The organism is Paenibacillus sp. B46(2026), from assembly GCF_056786355.1.
On the sequence record NZ_CM165907.1, the window covers coordinates 5,974,548 to 5,994,491 of the forward strand.

At 45.7% G+C, this 19,944-nt stretch carries 19 protein-coding genes and 1 other annotated feature; all 19 genes read right to left on the reverse strand.

Annotated elements, in window-relative coordinates; all coding sequences use genetic code 11:
* Position 1: 1 nt before the first annotated feature.
* The gene (gene rpsC / locus AC1S8V_RS26550) at positions 2–667 is read right to left on the reverse strand and encodes a 30S ribosomal protein S3 (RefSeq protein WP_145326569.1); all 666 of its coding nucleotides are present in this window, start codon (positions 665–667) and stop codon (positions 2–4) included.
* A gap of 15 nt (positions 668–682) precedes the next feature.
* Complete coding sequence (gene rplV, locus AC1S8V_RS26555; RefSeq protein ID WP_024633583.1) at positions 683–1,015, reverse strand: 50S ribosomal protein L22; 333 nt, start codon at positions 1,013–1,015, stop codon at positions 683–685.
* A gap of 35 nt (positions 1,016–1,050) precedes the next feature.
* On the reverse strand, positions 1,051–1,329 hold the full coding sequence (gene rpsS / locus AC1S8V_RS26560; RefSeq protein WP_062836183.1) for a 30S ribosomal protein S19: 279 nt from the start codon (positions 1,327–1,329) through the stop codon (positions 1,051–1,053).
* 71 nt (positions 1,330–1,400) lie between these two features.
* Positions 1,401–2,231 (reverse strand): 50S ribosomal protein L2, encoded by an 831-nt coding sequence (gene rplB / locus AC1S8V_RS26565; RefSeq protein ID WP_024633585.1) that lies wholly within the window; start codon positions 2,229–2,231, stop codon positions 1,401–1,403.
* A gap of 30 nt (positions 2,232–2,261) precedes the next feature.
* Positions 2,262–2,552, reverse strand: a complete 291-nt coding sequence (gene rplW / locus AC1S8V_RS26570; protein ID WP_017692077.1) for a 50S ribosomal protein L23 — start codon at positions 2,550–2,552, stop codon at positions 2,262–2,264.
* On the reverse strand, positions 2,552–3,175 hold the full coding sequence (gene rplD, locus AC1S8V_RS26575) for a 50S ribosomal protein L4 (protein ID WP_017692076.1): 624 nt from the start codon (positions 3,173–3,175) through the stop codon (positions 2,552–2,554). Before rplD ends, rplW begins: the two co-directional genes overlap by 1 nt.
* A 25-nt stretch (positions 3,176–3,200) precedes the next feature.
* Complete coding sequence (rplC, locus tag AC1S8V_RS26580; protein ID WP_024633587.1) at positions 3,201–3,824, reverse strand: 50S ribosomal protein L3; 624 nt, start codon at positions 3,822–3,824, stop codon at positions 3,201–3,203.
* A gap of 46 nt (positions 3,825–3,870) precedes the next feature.
* On the reverse strand, positions 3,871–4,179 hold the full coding sequence (gene rpsJ, locus AC1S8V_RS26585) for a 30S ribosomal protein S10 (protein WP_017692074.1): 309 nt from the start codon (positions 4,177–4,179) through the stop codon (positions 3,871–3,873).
* A gap of 437 nt (positions 4,180–4,616) precedes the next feature.
* On the reverse strand, positions 4,617–5,807 hold the full coding sequence (gene tuf / locus AC1S8V_RS26590) for an elongation factor Tu (protein WP_062836181.1): 1,191 nt from the start codon (positions 5,805–5,807) through the stop codon (positions 4,617–4,619).
* A gap of 95 nt (positions 5,808–5,902) precedes the next feature.
* Positions 5,903–7,981, reverse strand: a complete 2,079-nt coding sequence (fusA, locus tag AC1S8V_RS26595) for an elongation factor G (RefSeq protein ID WP_482071385.1) — start codon at positions 7,979–7,981, stop codon at positions 5,903–5,905.
* Positions 7,982–8,029: 48 nt separating this feature from the next.
* The gene (gene rpsG, locus AC1S8V_RS26600) at positions 8,030–8,500 is read right to left on the reverse strand and encodes a 30S ribosomal protein S7 (RefSeq protein ID WP_017692071.1); all 471 of its coding nucleotides are present in this window, start codon (positions 8,498–8,500) and stop codon (positions 8,030–8,032) included.
* An 87-nt stretch (positions 8,501–8,587) separates the two neighbouring features.
* The gene (gene rpsL / locus AC1S8V_RS26605) at positions 8,588–9,010 is read right to left on the reverse strand and encodes a 30S ribosomal protein S12 (protein ID WP_017692070.1); all 423 of its coding nucleotides are present in this window, start codon (positions 9,008–9,010) and stop codon (positions 8,588–8,590) included.
* 153 nt (positions 9,011–9,163) lie between these two features.
* A complete protein-coding gene (locus AC1S8V_RS26610; protein ID WP_047841123.1) occupies positions 9,164–9,412 on the reverse strand; it encodes a ribosomal L7Ae/L30e/S12e/Gadd45 family protein in 249 nt (82 codons plus the stop codon).
* 207 nt (positions 9,413–9,619) lie between these two features.
* On the reverse strand, positions 9,620–13,234 hold the full coding sequence (rpoC, locus tag AC1S8V_RS26615; protein WP_091039166.1) for a DNA-directed RNA polymerase subunit beta': 3,615 nt from the start codon (positions 13,232–13,234) through the stop codon (positions 9,620–9,622).
* 112 nt (positions 13,235–13,346) lie between these two features.
* Entirely contained in the window at positions 13,347–16,892 is a 3,546-nt protein-coding gene (rpoB, locus tag AC1S8V_RS26620) for a DNA-directed RNA polymerase subunit beta (protein ID WP_091039164.1), read from the reverse strand.
* A 394-nt stretch (positions 16,893–17,286) separates the two neighbouring features.
* Positions 17,287–17,907 carry a class I SAM-dependent methyltransferase gene (locus AC1S8V_RS26625; protein WP_482074591.1) on the reverse strand — a complete coding sequence of 207 codons (621 nt, stop codon included), beginning with the start codon at positions 17,905–17,907 and terminating at the stop codon, positions 17,287–17,289.
* Between the two features lie 96 nt (positions 17,908–18,003).
* On the reverse strand, positions 18,004–18,363 hold the full coding sequence (gene rplL, locus AC1S8V_RS26630) for a 50S ribosomal protein L7/L12 (RefSeq protein ID WP_017692065.1): 360 nt from the start codon (positions 18,361–18,363) through the stop codon (positions 18,004–18,006).
* Positions 18,364–18,435: 72 nt separating this feature from the next.
* The gene (gene rplJ, locus AC1S8V_RS26635) at positions 18,436–18,939 is read right to left on the reverse strand and encodes a 50S ribosomal protein L10 (protein WP_017692064.1); all 504 of its coding nucleotides are present in this window, start codon (positions 18,937–18,939) and stop codon (positions 18,436–18,438) included.
* A gap of 24 nt (positions 18,940–18,963) precedes the next feature.
* Positions 18,964–19,110: a sequence feature (ribosomal protein L10 leader region), on the reverse strand.
* 68 nt (positions 19,111–19,178) lie between these two features.
* The gene (rplA, locus tag AC1S8V_RS26640; protein ID WP_017692063.1) at positions 19,179–19,871 is read right to left on the reverse strand and encodes a 50S ribosomal protein L1; all 693 of its coding nucleotides are present in this window, start codon (positions 19,869–19,871) and stop codon (positions 19,179–19,181) included.
* Between the last annotated feature and the right edge of the window lie 73 nt (positions 19,872–19,944).

The window sequence follows — 19,944 nt, forward strand, 5'->3', positions numbered from 1 at the left end:
ATTAGTTGCCTCCTTCCTTAGCAGCTTGTTTCTTAGCCGTAGGAAGAACCTCTCCACGATAGATCCATACTTTTACGCCGATACGTCCGTAAGTAGTATGAGCCTCTGCTGTACCATAGTCAATGTCAGCACGCAGTGTGTGCAGTGGAACAGTTCCTTCGCTGTAGCCTTCAGAACGTGCGATCTCAGCACCGCCAAGACGTCCGCCTACTTGAGTTTTGATACCTTTAGCACCAGAGCGCATAGTTCTTTGAATTGCTTGTTTCAGAGCACGACGGAAAGAAACGCGACGTTCCAATTGTTGTGCAATGCTTTCAGCTACAAGAATAGCGTCCAGGTCTTGATTCTTAATTTCAGAAATGTTGATGTGTACTTTTTTACCGCCAGCAATTTTCGTAATTTGGTTACGAAGATTTTCAACTTCCGAACCACCCTTACCAATAACCATACCTGGTTTAGCAGTGTGAATCGTTACGTTTACGCGGTTAGCCGCTCTCTCAATTTCTACACGAGATAAAGCGGAGTCTTTCAATTTATTTTTCAGGAATTCACGAATTCTCACGTCTTCCATCAAAAGATCACCGAAGTCTTTGCCTGCATACCACTTAGATTCCCAGTCACGGATAATTCCGACACGGAGTCCGACTGGATTTACCTTTTGGCCCACACATTTCCCCTCCTTCTACTTCTCAGATACCACCAAAGTGATGTGGCTAGTACGTTTGTTAATACGACTTGCACGTCCCATTGCACGAGGGCGGAAACGTTTCATTGTCGGTCCTTGGTTCACGTAAGCTTGCGAGATAACCAAGTTATTAACATCCAAAGAATAGTTATGTTCCGCATTCGCAATAGCGGAGTTAAGCAACTTCTCAACGATAGGAGAAGCGGATTTCGGAGTGTGACGGAGAATGGCAACCGCCTCACCTACTTGCTTGCCGCGAATCAAGTCAACAACGAGTTGAACTTTACGAGGAGCAATCCGGATAAACTTAGCATGTGCTTTTGCTTCCATTGTGTAACCTCCTCTCAAACATTAAAGATGTTCATTTATCTTCTTGTTTTCTTATCATCATCAGTATGGCCTTTGTACGTACGGGTTGGAGCGAACTCACCCAGTTTGTGTCCGACCATGTCCTCAGTTACATACACTGGCACGTGTTTACGACCATCGTAAACGCCAAATGTGTGTCCGATGAATTGTGGGAAAATTGTAGAGCGACGGGACCAGGTTTTGATTACGTTCTTCTTACCTGAAGCTTCCATCTCTTCTACCTTTTTGAGCATGTAGCCATCAATGAATGGCCCTTTTTTCAAACTGCGACCCATGTGGAGATCCTCCCTTCAAACGTAGCTATTATGCATCCGCAGATGCCTCACGAAGTTATGCACAGTGTGTATTACTTCGTGCGGCGGCGAATGATGTATTTATCAGAAGCTTTATTTTTCTTACGCGTTTTGTAACCAAGAGTAGGTTTACCCCATGGTGACATTGGCGATTTACGTCCGATTGGAGCACGACCTTCACCACCACCGTGTGGGTGATCGTTAGGGTTCATTACTACACCACGAACCTCAGGACGTTTACCCAACCAACGGCTACGACCGGCTTTACCGATTTTGATGAGCTCGTGGTCTTGGTTACCAACAGATCCGATTGTTGCGCGGCAAACTTTCAAAATACGACGAACTTCTCCTGAAGAGAGACGAACGGAAACGTATTTTTCTTCTTTACCAAGCAATTGAGCTTCTGTACCAGCAGCACGAACCAATTGTCCGCCTTTACCTGGTTTCAGCTCGATGTTGTGGATAACGGTACCCACTGGAATGTTTTCAAGTGGCAGTGCGTTACCAATTTTGATGTCTGATTCCGGTCCGGAGAATACTTGATCTCCAACTTTCAAACCTTTAGGAGCGATGATATAACGTTTCTCACCATCAGCATAGTGAATCAGAGCGATGTTAGATGTACGGTTCGGGTCATACTCAATCGTAGCAACGCGGCCCGGTATTCCATCTTTAGTACGTTTGAAGTCAATGATACGGTATTTACGTTTGTGTCCACCACCATGGTGACGAACTGTAATTTTACCTTGGTTGTTGCGGCCTGCTTGTTTACTCAACGGGGCCAACAACGATTTCTCCGGCTGATCTGTGGTGATTTCCTCAAATGTAGAAACGGACATATTCCGTCTTGCCGGGGATGTTGGTTTATACTTTTTGATTGGCACTGGGTTTCCCTCCTTACTTCAAAAATTCAATTATACAGTTTCAAAGAACTCAAGCGTTTTGCTGTCTTTTGTCAACGTTACAAACGCTTTTTTCCATTCGCTAGTATATCCGGAATAACGTCCGTACCGTTTTGGCTTAGCTGGAACACGAAGCGTGTTCACGTTTTTCACTTTTACGTTGAAAATAGCTTCTACGGCCTTTTTGATCTCGGTTTTGTTTGCACGGATATCGACTTCAAATACATATTTCAAGTCATTCATCATGTCAGCAGTACGTTCCGTAATAATCGGACGTTTTACAATATCACGAGGATCCTTCATTACGCGAGCACCTCCTCTACCTTCTGAACTGCTTCTTTCGTAATGATCAATTTGTCGTGCGAAAGCACGTCAAGAACATTAATACCGTCAGCAGCTACGAATTTCACGCCTGGAATATTCCGTGCGGAAAGAGCTACATTATCATCATAGCTAGGAGCTACGATCAAAGCCTTACGTCCCACTTTGAGGTTACTCAAGATGGCAGCAAATTCTTTAGTTTTAGGTGTGCTCAACGTGAGAGCGTCCAAAACGATAATGTCATTGTCAAGCACTTTGGATGAAAGGGCTGATTTGATCGCCAAGCGACGAACTTTCTTAGGCAGTTTATACGCATAGCTCCGTGGTGTTGGACCAAATACGATACCGCCGCCTTTCCATTGTGGTGAACGAATTGAACCTTGACGAGCGCGACCTGTACCTTTTTGTTTCCAAGGCTTACGTCCACCACCACGTACTTCAGAACGTCCTTTTACTTTGTGGGTACCTTGACGAAGGGAAGCGCGTTGCATGAGAACCGCATCGTACAGAACGTGTTGGTTCGGTTCAATTCCGAAAACCGCATCGTTCAATTCAACTTCGCCTACTTGGCTACCATCTACATTGTAAACTGATACTTTTGGCATTTTGTGTTCCTCCTTTCTTCAGTGGTTATTTTTTCACCGTTTCTTTAACTTTAATGAGACTGTTTTTCGGTCCAGGAATGGAACCTTTCACGAGCAACACGTTACGCTCAGCGTCTACTTTAACTACTTCAAGACGTTGGATTGTAACAGTATCATGTCCCATGTGCCCTGGCAGGCGTTTGCCTTTAGGAACGCGGTTAGCTTGGATCGAACCCATTGAACCTGGGCCACGGTGGTAACGCGAACCGTGTGACATAGGTCCAGTGCTTTGTCCCCAACGTTTGATAACGCCGGCAAAACCTTTACCTTTAGAAATACCCGTTACGTCAACGAATTCGCCTTCAGCGAAAATGTCAGCTTTCAGTTCTTGGCCAACTTCATATTCTGCGATGTTGATACCGCGAACTTCACGAACGTAGCGCTTAGGGGCAGTGTTCGCTTTTTTAGCGTGACCTGCTTCTGGCTTGTTAGCGTTTTTCTCTTTCTTATCGGAGTAACCGATTTGAATTGCTTCGTAGCCATCATTCTCAATGTCTTTCTTTTGCAAAACAACACAAGGGCCTGCTTCGATAACCGTTACTGGTACAACGTTACCCTCAGGTGTAAATACTTGAGTCATTCCGAGTTTTTTTCCTAAGATTGCTTTCATGTTGACACCTCTTTTCCTTTATACATGGTCTTTGTTGTAGCTAATATTACAATTTAATTTCGATATCTACACCGGACGGCAGATCCAAGCGCATCAAGGCATCCACAGTTTGTGGAGTCGGGTTAACGATGTCGATCAAACGCTTATGTGTGCGTTGTTCGAATTGTTCCCGAGAATCCTTGTACTTGTGCACCGCACGAAGAATAGTAATGATTTGTTTTTCAGTAGGAAGCGGAATCGGACCGGATACACCAGCACCCGAACGTTTTGCTGTTTCAACAATTTTCTCCGCGGATTGATCAAGAATTCTGTGGTCGTAAGCTTTCAAACGAATACGAATTTTTTGCTTTGCCATTTTAGTCCCTCCTTCTATCGCCCAATTTTTTATCGGACATACTCCGTGAAAATTTTCTAGCCACTGTCCCATGGCAAAGGGGCCGGGTGTGCCAGTAACCTCTCACATCATCGCAACGTCTCAGAACAACATTCATTATTATATAGAAAAGATAGGCGTATTGCAAGCATATTTAAGAAAAACATTTAAACTTATCTTTTCTGATGAAATGACTTCGTTTATTGCAGTGTTTATCTTCAATATACAGGCTGCCTTGCCAATCCTTCTAAACTCGTAAATGATGTTCATCTCATATGACGCAGGTTCCGAAACTTTACACATAATAAAAGAGTTCTCTATCCGATGTCGGATAAAGAACTCTTCCGAAGCTTCGTTACAGTACAATGTTACTCGTTCCAGTACACTGTTGCTTATGCTTTATTCAGCGTAAAGCCGAATTATTTTTGGATCGATGCTACGGAACCGGCACCTACTGTACGTCCGCCTTCACGAATGGAGAACTTAGTTCCTTCTTCAATCGCGATTGGGGAGATCAGGGAAACAGTAACAGTGATGTTATCACCAGGCATTACCATTTCAGTACCTTCAGGCAAGTTGATGATGCCTGTTACGTCAGTTGTACGGAAGTAGAACTGTGGACGGTAACCAGTGAAGAATGGTTTGTGACGTCCACCCTCTTCTTTAGTCAGAACGTAGATTTGAGCTGTGAATTCTGTGTGAGGTTTAACAGAACCCGGTTTAGCCAAAACTTGGCCACGCTCGATGTTGTTACGGTCAACACCACGAAGAAGTGCTCCGATGTTGTCACCAGCTTGAGCGGAATCCAGCAATTTGCGGAACATCTCAACGCCTGTTACAACAGATTTTTTAGTTTCTTCAGTGATACCAACGATTTCGATCTCTTCGCCGACTTTAACAGTACCACGCTCTACACGGCCAGTAGCAACAGTACCACGACCAGTGATGGAGAATACGTCCTCGACAGGCATCAAGAAAGGCTTGTCAGTTTGACGCTCAGGCAGTGGGATGTAAGTGTCGATCTCTTTGAACATCTCAACGATTTTTTGAGCCCACTCACCATCAGGGTTAGCCAATGCTTCACGAGCGGATCCACGAGTGATTGGAGTATCGTCACCTGGGAACTCATATTCGTTAAGAAGGTCGCGAACTTCCATCTCAACCAATTCCAACAACTCTTCGTCTTCAACCATGTCACATTTGTTCAAGAATACAACAATGTAAGGTACGCCTACTTGACGGGAGAGCAAGATGTGCTCACGAGTTTGTGGCATTGGGCCGTCAGCTGCGGATACTACCAAGATAGCTCCGTCCATTTGTGCCGCGCCAGTGATCATGTTTTTAACATAGTCGGCGTGACCTGGGCAGTCTACGTGAGCGTAGTGACGAGTGTCAGTTTCGTACTCAACGTGTGCTGTGGAGATAGTGATACCGCGCTCGCGCTCTTCTGGAGCTTTGTCGATTTGGTCGAATGCTACAGCAGCACCACCGTAAGTTTTGGACAATACAGTTGTGATTGCAGCAGTCAGAGTTGTTTTACCGTGATCGACGTGACCAATAGTACCGATGTTAACGTGTGGTTTATTACGTTCGTATTTAGCCTTTGCCATTTGAACGTGGCCTCCTTAAAATTATAATTTTATGTTTTCACTGAATGAAGTGCTCCGAAATGAATTCTTATGCACTTGCATCCAGTGTGAGAAAACTACTCGGTGCCTTTTGTTTTGGCAACGATTTCTTCAGCGATGCTCTTAGGAACTTCTTCATAGTGAGAGAGTTCCATGGAGAATACGCCGCGTCCTTGAGTACCGGAACGAAGAGTTGTAGAGTAACCAAACATTTCAGACAGAGGTACCTTAGCACGGATGATTTGAGCTCCACTACGGGAATCCATACCTTCGATGCGGCCACGACGGGAGTTCAACATACCCATTACGTCACCCATGTACTCTTCTGGAACTGTTACTTCTACTTTCATGATTGGCTCAAGCAGAACTGGTTTACACTTGTCTTTTGCTGCTTTCAGCGCCATAGATCCGGCAATTTTAAATGCCATCTCATTGGAATCGACATCATGGTAAGATCCGTCTACGATTGTAGCCTTAACGTCTACAAGCGGGAAGCCTGCAATAACGCCGTTTTTCATTTGCTCTTCAATCCCTGACAGTGCAGGTTGAATGTATTCTCTTGGAACGGAACCACCGACAACCTTACTTTCGAACTGGCTGCCTGTACCCGGCTCGAGAGGTTCGAACTCAACCCATACGTGACCGTATTGACCACGACCACCGGATTGACGTACGAATTTACCTTCAACGCGCGCTGGAGCACGGAATGTTTCACGGTAAGCTACTTGTGGTTTACCCACAGTAGTTTCAACCTTGAACTCACGACGCATACGGTCGATGATGATATCAAGGTGAAGCTCACCCATACCTGCCAAGATTGTTTGACCTGTTTCTTCGTCAGTATGAGCGCGAAGAGTTGGATCCTCTTCAGTCAACTTACCGAGAGCAACACCCATTTTATCTTGGTCAGCTTTGGTTTTAGGTTCAACGGCGATTTCGATAACCGGATCAGGGAAATTCATTGACTCCAAGATAACCGGATTTTTCTCATCACATAGTGTATCACCTGTACCCGTATCTTTCAAACCTACGGCAGCTGCAATATCACCGGAGTAAACTACAGTGATTTCTTGACGGCTGTTCGCATGCATTTGAAGGATACGACCGATACGCTCACGCTTGTTTTTAGTGGCATTCAATACATATGATCCGGATTGAAGAACACCAGAGTATACGCGGAAGAATGTCAATTTACCAACGTAAGGGTCCGTCATGATTTTGAATGCCAATGCGGAGAAAGGCTCTTCATCGGATGACTGACGGACTGCTTCAGTTCCATCTTCAAGATGACCAGTGATCGATGGAACGTCTGTTGGAGCTGGCAAGTAATCGATAACAGCATCCAACATCAGCTGAACACCTTTGTTACGATACGAGGATCCACAGATAACCGGGAAGATCTTAACATCTACAACACCTTTACGGAGAGCAGATTTGATCTCAGCAATAGTGATCTCTTCGCCTTCCAGGTATTTCATTGTCAAATCTTCGTCAAGTTCTGCAACACGCTCGATCAATTCGTTGCGAAGTTCTTCAACTTGCCCAACAAATTCCGCAGGAATTTCGGTTTCTTCAATATCTTGTCCCAGGTCATCTTTGTACATATGAGCCTTTTGTTCAACGATATCAATGATACCAGTGAAATCATTTTCAGCGCCGATTGGAAGTTGAATCGCAACAGCGTTCGCTTGAAGGCGATCACGCATGTCAGATACAACGTTCAGGAAGTCAGCACCGATGATATCCATTTTATTTACATATGCGATACGAGGTACGCCGTACTTGTCAGCCTGTCTCCATACGGTTTCGGACTGAGGCTCAACGCCTTCTTTCGCACTGAATACACCAACTGCTCCGTCCAATACACGAAGGGAACGTTCAACTTCAACAGTGAAGTCAACGTGTCCCGGGGTATCAATGATATTAACGCGGTGGCCTTTCCAAGCAGCGGTAGTTGCAGCGGAAGTAATCGTAATTCCGCGCTCCTGTTCCTGTTCCATCCAGTCCATTGTCGCAGCGCCTTCGTGTACTTCACCGATTTTGTGCGTACGTCCTGTGTAGAACAGGATCCGCTCAGTTGTCGTGGTTTTACCCGCATCAATATGAGCCATGATCCCGATATTACGTGTATTTTTCAAGGAGAACTCTCTAGCCATGAAATGGGTCTCCCTTCAAAATTGAAGTTTTTTATTGTGAACTGAATCCTACCAACGGTAGTGAGCAAACGCTTTGTTTGCTTCAGCCATTTTGTGCGTATCTTCACGTTTTTTAACGGAAGCGCCTGTGTTGTTGGAAGCGTCGATGATCTCAGCCGCCAAACGCTCTTCCATTGTTTTCTCACCGCGGTTGCGGGAGTAGTTCACGAGCCAACGTAATCCCAAAGCAGTACGTCTCTCTGGTTTCACCTCGATTGGTACTTGGTAGTTGGCACCGCCGACACGGCGAGCTTTAACTTCCAGGACTGGCATGATGTTCTTGATTGCTGCTTCAAATACTTCCATAGGGTCATTACCCGTACGTTCTTGAATCAACTTGAACGCATTATACAGAATGCTTTGAGCAACACCGCGTTTTCCGCCGATCATGATACGGTTGATTAAACGAGTAACCAACTTGCTGTTGTATAACGGATCAGGCAACACGTCTCTTTTCGTAACTGGACCTTTGCGTGGCATGGATATCCCCCTTTCTTTCTTGTTCAGCAGATCCTGTACCTTCCAGACTTAGGCCAGAAGGATTTCAGGCTTACTGCTTATAATGGTTTAGGCTTTTTTAGCTTTTGGACGTTTTGCACCGTATTTCGAACGAGCTTGCATACGGTTGTTTACGCCTGCAGTATCGAGAGCTCCACGAACGATGTGATAACGAACCCCTGCAAGGTCTTTAACTTTACCTCCGCGGATCAATACCACACTGTGCTCTTGAAGGTTATGTCCGATTCCCGGGATATAAGCAGTTACCTCGAGACGGTTCGTCAAACGAACACGGGCATACTTACGAAGTGCAGAGTTTGGTTTACGTGGAGTCATTGTACCTACACGAGTGCAGACACCACGTTTTTGTGGGGCACTGATGTTAGTAGATTCACGTTTCAAAGCGTTGAATCCTTTTTGCAAAGCTGGAGATTTTGACTTCTCAACTTTTGCTTGACGTCCTTTACGAACCAGTTGGTTAATAGTTGGCATGTGATTGCCACCCCCTTCCTCAAATATTCATGTTTCTTTATAAACCTCTTTTCGCTAAGTCCACAGACCCAGGCGGTTCATAAAAAGACAAATGAAAAGTTTTTGCCTTGGAGAATTCTTAAAAGTTCTCGGACAAAAACGTTCCTTACACTATCATTTTACGACAGCAGCCATAGCTGCTCCCACTCCAATCCCGCAAGCTTTGCCAAGATTTTTCATTGTATCCACTTTCGTGTACTTCACATTGTGTTGTTCACACAAAGCAATGATTTTGGAAGTGAGCTGCGGATCACTATCTTCTGCGACATAGACTTCAGAAGCCATACCTGTCTGCACCATCCGCATGGTCTGTTTAGTACCTATTTTGACATGAGCATCTTGCAAGGCTTTTTCATTAGACATTGTGCATTCCTCCGAATAGAACCATGTACAATCAGCTGCCCACGCACCTTTGATATATTAGCATCTAGCGCAAGCATTGTCAATGCTAATCCTAAAACATTTTTTTTAAAAGTTTACGCACATCAGGAATCGTCCGCCTGCATTATACAAGCGTCCGCCTCCTGACGTACAAAACTCTCATTTTCCTCTAAATGAGGAGAAATCTATTTAATCAACCGAAACTGGCTCGAGTTCTTCTACTGAAGATTGGCCATCTTCTGGCTCGGCAAATTTGATGCTGCGGTAACGGTGCATACCTGTACCTGCAGGAATCAATTTACCGATGATTACATTTTCCTTCAGACCGAGCAACTGATCGACTTTACCTTTGATCGCTGCATCTGTCAGTACACGTGTAGTTTCTTGGAACGAAGCCGCCGAGAGGAAGGAGTCTGTTTCCAGGGATGCTTTTGTAATACCGAGCAGGATTGGTTTGGCAACCGCTGGCTCTTTATCACTAAGAATCGCAATTTTGTTAGCTCTTTCGTACTCATGCGTATCTACGAACGATCCTGGCAACAGCGTTGTATCTCCTGCATCTACGATGCGGATTTTACGCAGCATTTGACGGATCATAACTTCAACGTGCTTGTCATTGATTTCTACGCCTTGGTTACGGTAAACGCGCTGTACTTCCTGCAAAATGTAGTTTTGTACGCCACGTACGCCTTTAATGCGCAGCATTTCTTTTGGATCGATGGAACCGTCTGTCAACTCGTCACCCGCTTCAATTTCCATGCCTTCGCTTACGCGCACACGGGAACCGTAGGTAACGGAGTATACTTTGGATTCCGCTTCACCTTGAATTTCAATTTCACGACGATCTTTCGCTTCGCGAATCTCTTTAACTACACCATCAATCTCACTGATCGTTGCTTGCCCCTTAGGATTACGAGCTTCAAACAACTCTTGGATACGCGGCAAACCTTGCGTAATATCGTCTCCGGCTACACCGCCGGTGTGGAACGTACGCATTGTAAGCTGTGTTCCTGGCTCACCAATGGATTGTGCTGCAATAATCCCAACTGCTTCACCGATCTCCACGTGTTTACCTGTCGCAAGGTTACGACCGTAACACTTCTTGCAGACACCATGACTAGCACGGCAGCTGAGTACGGAGCGAATTTGCAATTTGGTGATTCCCGCTTTGATAATCGCTTCTGCTTTATCGGAGTCAATCAATTCATTGCGACCTGCAATGATTTCTTTCGTTTCCGGATGACGAACTGTCTCGAAGCAGTATCTGCCTTCAATACGGTCGTAGAGATCTTCAATAACCTCTTTACCATCCTGAATACGACTTACCGTAAAGCCTTTATCTGTACCACAATCATCATCACGCACAATTACGTCTTGGGCTACGTCTACGAGACGACGAGTCAGGTAACCTGAATCGGCTGTACGCAGGGCTGTATCCGCCAAACCTTTACGTGCTCCGTGAGTGGAGATAAAGTACTCGAGTACTGTCAGACCTTCACGGAAGTTCGATTTAATTGGGAGTTCGATAATTCGACCGGATGGGTTGGCCATCAGACCACGCATACCGCCCAATTGGGTGATCTGCGATTTGTTACCCCGTGCTTTGGAATCTACCATCATCATGATCGAGTTGTATCGATCCATGGACTTCATCAGAATCTCAGTGATGTCATCTTTGGATTTTGACCAGATATCAATAATACGGTCATAGCGCTCTTCATTCGTTATCAGACCACGACGGTACTGATTCGTAACGATTTGTGCTTTTTCCTCAGACTGTCTAAGAATTTCAAACTTCTCAGGCGGAACGATAACATCAGATACCGCAACCGTAATACCGGCACGAGTAGAATATGTGAATCCGAGTTGTTTGATTTTATCCAAAATAACGGCTGTTTCCGTTGTGTGATAAATTTCAAAACAACGTGCAATGATGGAGCCGAGGTATTCTTTACCGACACCGCCAGCCAGAGGAGCATTCATAATAGCTTCTCTGAGATCAGCACCTTTTTCATATACAAATGAGTGATCTGCAGTACCTTGGTACAGGTTAGCACGAGTCGCATCATTGATATACGGGAAGCTTGCCGGGAAAATTTCATTGAAGATAATTTTACCGATAGTTGTCAGCAACATTCCTTCTTGCTGCTCTTCCGTGAAGCTTGTTTTACCAAGCGCCTTAACCGGAATAGCTACACGCGCATGCAGACCAGCAGTACCACGTTGGTATGCCGATACAGCTTCGTTAACTGTACGCAAGATCATACCTGTGCCCTTTTCTTCCTTGTTGTCCATAGTGAGGTAGTAAGAACCGAGCACCATATCCTGGGAAGGAGTAACAACCGGTTTACCGTCTTTCGGGTTCAAAATGTTACCTGATGCGAGCATCAGGATACGTGCTTCCGCTTGAGCTTCAGCGGACAACGGAACGTGCACGGCCATTTGGTCACCGTCAAAGTCGGCATTGTATGCCGTACATACGAGTGGGTGAAGACGAATTGCTTTACCTTCAACGAGAATCGGTTCAAATGCTTGAATACCGAGTCTGTGAAGCGTAGGGGCACGGTTCAACAGAACCGGATGCTCCTTGATTACTTCTTCAAGAACATCCCATACTTCAGGACTTACACGCTCAACTTTACGTTTCGCGCTCTTGATGTTGTGGGCAAGCCCTTTATTAACAAGCTCTTTCATAACAAAAGGCTTGAACAATTCAAGTGCCATATCTTTTGGCAGACCACACTGATACATTTTCAGGTAAGGTCCGACAACGATAACGGAACGACCAGAATAGTCAACCCGTTTACCGAGCAAGTTCTGACGGAAACGTCCTTGTTTACCTTTCAGCATGTGGCTGAGAGATTTCAATGGACGGTTACCAGGACCCGTTACCGGGCGTCCGCGACGACCATTATCGATCAATGCGTCAACAGCTTCCTGCAACATCCGTTTTTCATTTTGCACGATAATATCTGGCGCGCCCAGATCAAGCAGACGTTTCAGACGGTTGTTCCGGTTGATTACACGGCGATACAAGTCATTCAGGTCAGACGTTGCAAAACGTCCACCATCCAACTGTACCATTGGACGAAGTTCCGGCGGGATAACAGGAAGTACATCCATGATCATCCACTCTGGCTTGTTGCCGGAGTTGCGGAATGCTTCGATAACTTCCAGACGTTTGATTGCACGATTACGACGTTGTCCTTGCGCAGTCCGGAGCTCTTCTTTCAGGAACTCGAGCTCTTTGTCTATGTCAAGGTCTTGAAGCAATTTTTTAACTGCTTCTGCGCCCATACCAGCCTGGAAACCATAGCCGTATTTTTCACGGTAGCTGCGGTATTCTTTCTCGGACAACAGCTGTTTTTTCTCCAGTGGAGTTTCTCCTGGATCAGTTACAACATATGATGCAAAATAAATAATCTCTTCGAGTGATCTTGGAGACATATCCAGAGCAAGACCCATGCGGCTCGGAATACCTTTGAAGTACCAGATATGCGATACCGGAGCAGCGAGCTCAATATGGCCCATCCGTTCGCGGCGTACTTTCGCACGTGTTACTTCAACGCCACAACGATCACAGACAACGCCTTTATAACGGACGCGTTTGTATTTACCGCAATGACATTCCCAGTCTTTTGTAGGGCCAAAAATCTTTTCGCAGAACAGCCCTTCTTTTTCCGGTTTCAACGTACGATAGTTGATCGTTTCCGGTTTTTTCACTTCTCCGCGGGACCAAGAACGAATTTTCTCTGGGGAAGCAAGCCCGATCTTCATGTATTCGAAATTGTTGACGTCCAACAAGGAGCAACCCTCCTTAACCAATTCCTGTATTCTAGGTTACGCCCACTCCGGCCGAAGCCGGAGCAAGACGCGAGCCTGATGAAAAACGCCGGTCATCATGCGCTCGAAGCGGTTATTCCGCTCCGACCTCTGTACCCTCAAGGTTGAGGCTGAGCTTATCGCTCGCAGCGTCATCTTCATCGTCCATTTCTCTCATTTCAATCTCTTGCTCATCTTCACTCAAAATCTTAACGTCCATACCCAAGCTTTGCAGCTCTTTGATCAATACTTTGAATGATTCAGGAACGCCTGGTTCCGGAACATTCTCGCCTTTGACGATGGATTCATACGTTTTAACCCGACCAACAACGTCATCGGATTTAACGGTCAAGATTTCTTGCAGTGTATAAGCAGCACCGTATGCCTCAAGCGCCCATACTTCCATCTCCCCGAAACGCTGTCCACCGAATTGGGCTTTACCACCCAATGGCTGTTGCGTAACAAGTGAGTAAGGACCCGTGGAACGGGCATGGATCTTATCATCAACCATGTGTGCCAATTTGATCATGTGCATGACACCTACGGTAACTTCACGTTCAAACTCTTCACCTGTACGACCATCATACAGGACAGTTTTACCATTACGTTGCATACCTGCTTCTTCCATCGTATCGAAGACGTCATACTCCTTCGCTCCGTCGAATACAGGAGTTGCTACGTGAATACCCAGTTGCATCGCCGCCATACCCAAGTGAACCTCAAGTACTTGACCGATATTCATCCGGGAAGGTACGCCCAGTGGGTTAAGAACGATCTGAACCGGTGTACCGTCTGGCAGGAAAGGCATATCTTCTTCCGGCAAGATGCGGGCCACAACCCCTTTGTTACCGTGACGTCCGGCCATTTTATCACCCTCGGAAATTTTCCGTTTTTGAGCGATATATACACGAACGAGTTGGTTAACACCTGGAGGCAGCTCATCACCGTTTTCACGGGTAAATACTTTCACGTCTACTACGATACCGTCAGTACCATGTGGTACACGCAAGGAAGTATCACGTACTTCACGTGCTTTCTCACCGAAGATTGCATGCAAGAGACGTTCTTCTGCTGTCAGCTCCGTTACACCCTTAGGTGTTACTTTACCAACCAGAATGTCGCCAGCACTGATCTCAGCACCGATGCGGATAATACCGCGCTCATCCAAGTTACGCAACGCTTCTTCCCCAACGTTAGGGATGTCACGTGTGATCTCTTCAGGTCCGAGCTTGGTATCACGTGCTTCTGACTCATACTCCTCGATATGGATGGATGTGTATACATCTTCCTTAACGAGTTTTTCACTGAGCAAGATCGCATCCTCGTAGTTGTAACCTTCCCAAGTCATGAAGGCAACAACGACGTTACGTCCCAGAGCCAATTCACCCATTTCCGTTGAAGGACCATCAGCGAGGATATCGCCAGCTTTGACAGCAGCACCTCTTTTGACAATCGGACGCTGGTTAATGCATGTTCCTTGGTTCGAACGCATAAATTTGTGTAATTTATATTTAACGATATCGCCTTTGACTTCCTGACCGTCCACTTCTTCAACACGACGGAGCCAAATCTCGTTCGCAGAAGAACGTTCAATAATTCCGTCATAATCGGAGACAATACATACACCAGAGTCTTTTGCAGCTTTGTGCTCCATACCTGTTCCTACAAGTGGTGCTTTCGGAATCAAGAGTGGAACCGCCTGCCGCTGCATGTTTGATCCCATGAGTGCACGGTTGGAGTCATCGTTCTCAAGGAACGGGATCAGCGCTGTAGCGACGGATACAACCTGTTTAGGAGATACGTCCATGTAGTCAACTCGCTCACTCGGCATCGTAAGGATGTTATCCGACTGTTTGTTGTAACGTACAATGATCGCTTCTTCTTCAAATGTACCGTCTTCGTTCAACTTCGCATTCGCTTGCGCGATGACATAGTTGTCCTCTTCGTCCGCTGTCAGGTAATCAATTTGCTCGGTTACAATACCTGTCTTCGGATCGACCCAACGATATGGAGCTTCAATGAAGCCATATTCGTTCACACGGGCAAATGTAGACAAGGAGTTGATCAAACCGATGTTTGGTCCCTCTGGCGTCTCGATTGGACACATACGGCCATAGTGGGATGGATGGACGTCACGTACTTCCATACCTGCTCGCTCACGCGTCAAACCACCGGGTCCGAGTGCGGACAAACGACGTTTATGTGTCAACTCACCCAGCGGGTTCGTTTGATCCATAAACTGTGACAACTGGGAGCTACCAAAGAACTCTTTAATCGATGCAATAACAGGACGTATGTTGATCAATGCCTGCGGTGTAATTACGTTAGCATCCTGAATGGACATTCTCTCACGAACCACACGCTCCATACGGGACAAACCGATACGGAACTGGTTCTGCAGGAGTTCACCCACCGAACGCAAACGACGGTTACCCAGATGATCGATATCATCCGTGCTACCAATTCCCTGCAGAAGGTTAAGGAAATAACTGATGGAGGAAATGATATCCGCCGGAGTCACGTTTTTAACGGACTTGTCAATGTTTGCATTGGCAATCAGTTTGACCACTTTACCATCTTCAGTTGGTGAAAACACATCAATCGTTTGCATAGGGATATCATTGGCATCCAAAACGCCGTTGCCCACGTGGTACGTGCGGAATCCAACGCTTTTCTCCAGATACGGCATAATTTCATCCAACAAGCGACGATCAACCATTTGACCTGCTTCAGCAATGATTTCACCTGTTTCAGCGTCAACAAGTGACTCAGCCAAACGCTGGTTAAACAAACGGTTTTTGATGTGAAGTTTTTTATTCATTTTGTAACGACCCACATTAGCCAGGTCATAACGTTTTGGATCAAAGAAACGAGCTACGAGCAAGCTTTTCGCATTATCAAGCGTTGGCGGCTCGCCCGGACGAAGACGCTCATAGATCTCAATGAGTGCTTTCTCCGTGGAATCCGTGTTGTCTTTGTCCAGTGTGTTGCGGATATATTCGTCATTACCGAGCAGATCCAGAATCTCAGCATCTGTGCCAAAACCAAGTGAACGCAGGAGAACCGTAACCGGTATTTTACGTGTACGGTCGATCCGGACGTAAACAACATCCTTCGCGTCCATCTCCAGTTCGAGCCAAGCGCCGCGGTTAGGAATAACTGTAGCGGTATACGTTTTTTTGGCGTTTTTATCTACTTTGGTACTGAAGTAAACGCTAGGAGAGCGAACCAACTGGCTGACAATAACCCGTTCCGCACCATTAATAATAAATGTGCCCGTGTTGGTCATCAGCGGGAAATCTCCCATGAATACTTCCTGCTCTTTGACTTCGCCGGTTTCCTTATTAATGAGCCGGACTTTGACCCGAAGCGGTGCTGCATACGTAACGTCACGCTCTTTCGCGTCGTCTACTGTATACTTCGGTTCACCGAGACTGTAATCGATAAATTCCAAAATCAAGTTACCTGTAAAATCCTGGATCGGCGAGATATCCTGGAACATTTCGCGCAACCCTTCCTCCAAAAACCAATCATAGGATTTTTGTTGGATTTCGATCAGGTTCGGAACTTCGAGTATCTCGTTAATTCGTGCATAACTGCGCCGAGTGCGTCGACCATATTGAACAAGATGTCCTGCCAACTTAAACTCACCCCTCAATGTCTACTCACTTTAAAAATTTCGTTGCGAACCTCTGTTTGTAACCTTATAATGGTACACATACAGAGCAAAGCAATGCATCCACAAATAAAGAAAAGCCCTTACTCGAAATGTCGTTCGAAAAAAGAGCAACTTTGATCGGCGGATGTCTTTCCAAATCATTCTTATCCCCAGTTTGCCCAAAATGTACATATTATACGCCAAACGTAGGCATAATAAGCCCGTTCGGCGTAAAAAAAGGTTGACATTTTTAGTTAGCTAAAGCCAAGTAGGGCATCTTAATACTGACATTTTACAACTATACCACGACCTGAATTTCAAGTCAATAGTCCTATTGCAAAAAAAATGATCCCCTGCTTACTTTACAAACTCGGATTCAGCTTTTAGTAGATACCTCTTCCGATTTCACCGCTTTGAAAATCCGATAGCCTTTATCCTTCGTCACTTCTTCCACTCTTCCAAACAAAGATTCCAGTTTTGCTTTCGCTGACGGGGCTCCTTGCTTCTTCTGAATGACAATCCACAACGAACCGCCTACCTTCAGATGGCGATGTGCCTGTTCGAAAATAGTATGAACCGTCTCTTTCCCAGCCCGTATAGGCGGGTTGGTTAGGATAACGTCAAAATCTTGCTTTTTCACTTCAGCCAGTAGATTACTTTGCAATACCGTAACATTGTTAATTCCGTTCGTTTTTGCATTTTCCCTGGAAAGTTCAACGGCTCTCTCGTTGATATCGATCATGGTGACATGCCCATCCGGTACAAGTTTGGCTGCTGTAAGACCCATTGGCCCGTATCCACAGCCCACATCGAGAACATGAGCCCCTGATGGCAACTCTATCGCATCAATCAATACTCTGCTGCCATAATCGATTCCGTTTTTGGAAAACACACCGGCATCCGTCACGAATCGCAGACTGAATCCGCGAAGAACCGCTTCAGTTGCTCTGCGATCATGCGCTACTTGCGGTTTGTCCGAATAATAATGATTGGACACATCCTCACTCACTTTCCATTTACAATTACAGCAACAAACCCCTTGATATAAGTCAAGGGGTTTGTTGTTTTGTTCATTTAGCTTGTAATGGCTAAATTATTTAACTTCAACTGAAGCGCCTGCTTCTTCAAGCTTAGCTTTAACCGCTTCTGCTTCTTCTTTAGCAACTTTTTCTTTCAATGCTTTTGGAGCGTTGTCAACCAATTCTTTTGCTTCTTTCAGGCCAAGACCTGTGATTTCGCGAACTGCTTTGATAACGTTGATTTTGGAAGCACCAGCGCTAGTCAAGATTACGTCGAACTCGGATTGCTCAGCTTCAGCAGAAGCTACTGCACCTGCAGCAGCTACTGGAGCTGCAGCAGTTACGCCGAATTCTTCTTCGATTGCTTTAACAAGATCGTTCAATTCCAGTACAGTCATGCCTTTGATTGCTTCCAAGATTTGCTCTTTACTCATGAGTGAACCTCCATATATAATATTATTTTTTTTAATTCATTTTCCGCCTAAGCAGTATTCAGATCAAGTTGCTTACGCGCCTTGCTCTTCTTTTTCTGCAACTGCTTTAACCGCAAGCGCGAAGTTGCGCACTGGCGCTTGAAGCACGCTGAGGAGCATGGAGAGGAGTCCATCGCGGGATGGCAGTTCTGCCAATGCCTTAACTTCTTCTACTCCGATTACGCGACCTTCTACGACTGCACCTTTCAATTCCAGTGCATCGTTCTTTTTCGCGAAGTCGTTCAGAATTTTAGCTGGAGCCACAACGTCATCTACGCTGAATGCAATTGCAGTAGGACCTGTAAGAACACTATCGAGTTCTGTCAGTTCTGCTGCTGCAGCTGCACGGCGAAGCAACGAGTTTTTCAGCACTTGGAATTCGATCCCTGCTTCACGAAGTTGCTTACGCAACTCAGTTACTTGGGCAACGTTCAATCCGCGATAGTCAACAACAACAGTTGTAACGCTCTCGCGCAATTTTGCTGTTACTGCATCAACGGACTCTTGTTTTGCTTGAATCACTTTTGCGTTTGCCAATCTGTACACCTCCTGATCAAATTTATCCCATTAAGAAAAGCCTCCGTAGAATCACGAAGGCTTGATATATACTCATCATCGATTTGCATCGTTCTAAGTTCTATAATCACACCTCGGCAGGAAATTAAGCCAAATGGCACCTACTGTCTACGGCAAGCATATTCAAATGTCAACGGTCAGTCACTCGGACTCACAACTTTTATATCTTATCAAAAACAGGACAAGCCTGTCAAGAGATATTATCTAAAAGCTGCTGCGTTCACGCGTGCGCCAGGGCCCATCGTGGAAGAAAGACTAACATTCTTCAGATAAACACCTTTTGCTGCCGCTGGTTTAGCACGATTCAGAGCTTCCATGAGAGCTTTAAAGTTCTCATTCAGTTGCTCAGAAGAGAAAGAAGCTTTACCAATCGGTGCATGAATTTGACCTGCACGATCCAGACGATATTCGATTTTACCGGCTTTAATTTCTTGAACAGCCTTAGTTACATCGAAAGTTACCGTTCCGGCTTTAGGGTTAGGCATCAGACCTTTACCGCCGAGCAGTCGGCCCAATTTACCTACTTCACTCATCATATCTGGTGTCGCCACGCAGACGTCGAATTCGAACCAGCCTTGTTGGATTTTGTTGATCATGTCTGCATCACCAACATAGTCCGCGCCAGCCGCTTCCGCTTCTTTCGCTTTGTCACCTTTTGCAAATACCAATACGCGTTGTGTTTTACCTGTGCCGTGTGGCAAGACAACAACACCACGTACAGCCTGGTCTTGCTTACGAGGGTCTACACCCAAACGAACTGCTGCTTCGATTGTTTCATCGAATTTTGCAGTAGCTGCCTTTTTCACAAGCTCTACAGCTTCTGAAGGCTCGTAAGTTGCTTCGCTGTCAATCAGCTTAGCAGCTTCCAGGTATTTTTTACCGTGTTTAGCCATGTTTTATTCCTCCTTTGTGGTGTTAGCGGATATACCTCCCACATCAACCGGTCGCGAATCGACCGGTTTTACG

Excerpts from the sequence above, each read along its gene's own strand:
- rplV (WP_024633583.1), bottom strand. The coding sequence starts at position 1,015 with ATGGAAGCAAAAGCACATGCTAAGTTTATCCGGATTGCTCCTCGTAAA.
- rpsS (WP_062836183.1), bottom strand. The coding sequence starts at position 1,329 with ATGGGTCGCAGTTTGAAAAAAGGGCCATTCATTGATGGCTACATGCTC.
- rplW (WP_017692077.1), bottom strand. The coding sequence starts at position 2,552 with ATGAAGGATCCTCGTGATATTGTAAAACGTCCGATTATTACGGAACGT.
- rplD (WP_017692076.1), bottom strand. The coding sequence starts at position 3,175 with ATGCCAAAAGTATCAGTTTACAATGTAGATGGTAGCCAAGTAGGCGAA.
- rplC (WP_024633587.1), bottom strand. The coding sequence starts at position 3,824 with ATGAAAGCAATCTTAGGAAAAAAACTCGGAATGACTCAAGTATTTACA.
- rpsJ (WP_017692074.1), bottom strand. The coding sequence starts at position 4,179 with ATGGCAAAGCAAAAAATTCGTATTCGTTTGAAAGCTTACGACCACAGA.
- tuf (WP_062836181.1), bottom strand. The coding sequence starts at position 5,807 with ATGGCAAAGGCTAAATACGAACGTAATAAACCACACGTTAACATCGGT.
- fusA (WP_482071385.1), bottom strand. The coding sequence starts at position 7,981 with ATGGCTAGAGAGTTCTCCTTGAAAAATACACGTAATATCGGGATCATG.
- rpsG (WP_017692071.1), bottom strand. The coding sequence starts at position 8,500 with ATGCCACGCAAAGGTCCAGTTACGAAAAGAGACGTGTTGCCTGATCCG.
- rpsL (WP_017692070.1), bottom strand. The coding sequence starts at position 9,010 with ATGCCAACTATTAACCAACTGGTTCGTAAAGGACGTCAAGCAAAAGTT.
- AC1S8V_RS26610 (WP_047841123.1), bottom strand. The coding sequence starts at position 9,412 with ATGTCTAATGAAAAAGCCTTGCAAGATGCTCATGTCAAAATAGGTACT.
- rplL (WP_017692065.1), bottom strand. The coding sequence starts at position 18,363 with ATGAGTAAAGAGCAAATCTTGGAAGCAATCAAAGGCATGACTGTACTG.
- rplA (WP_017692063.1), bottom strand. The coding sequence starts at position 19,871 with ATGGCTAAACACGGTAAAAAATACCTGGAAGCTGCTAAGCTGATTGAC.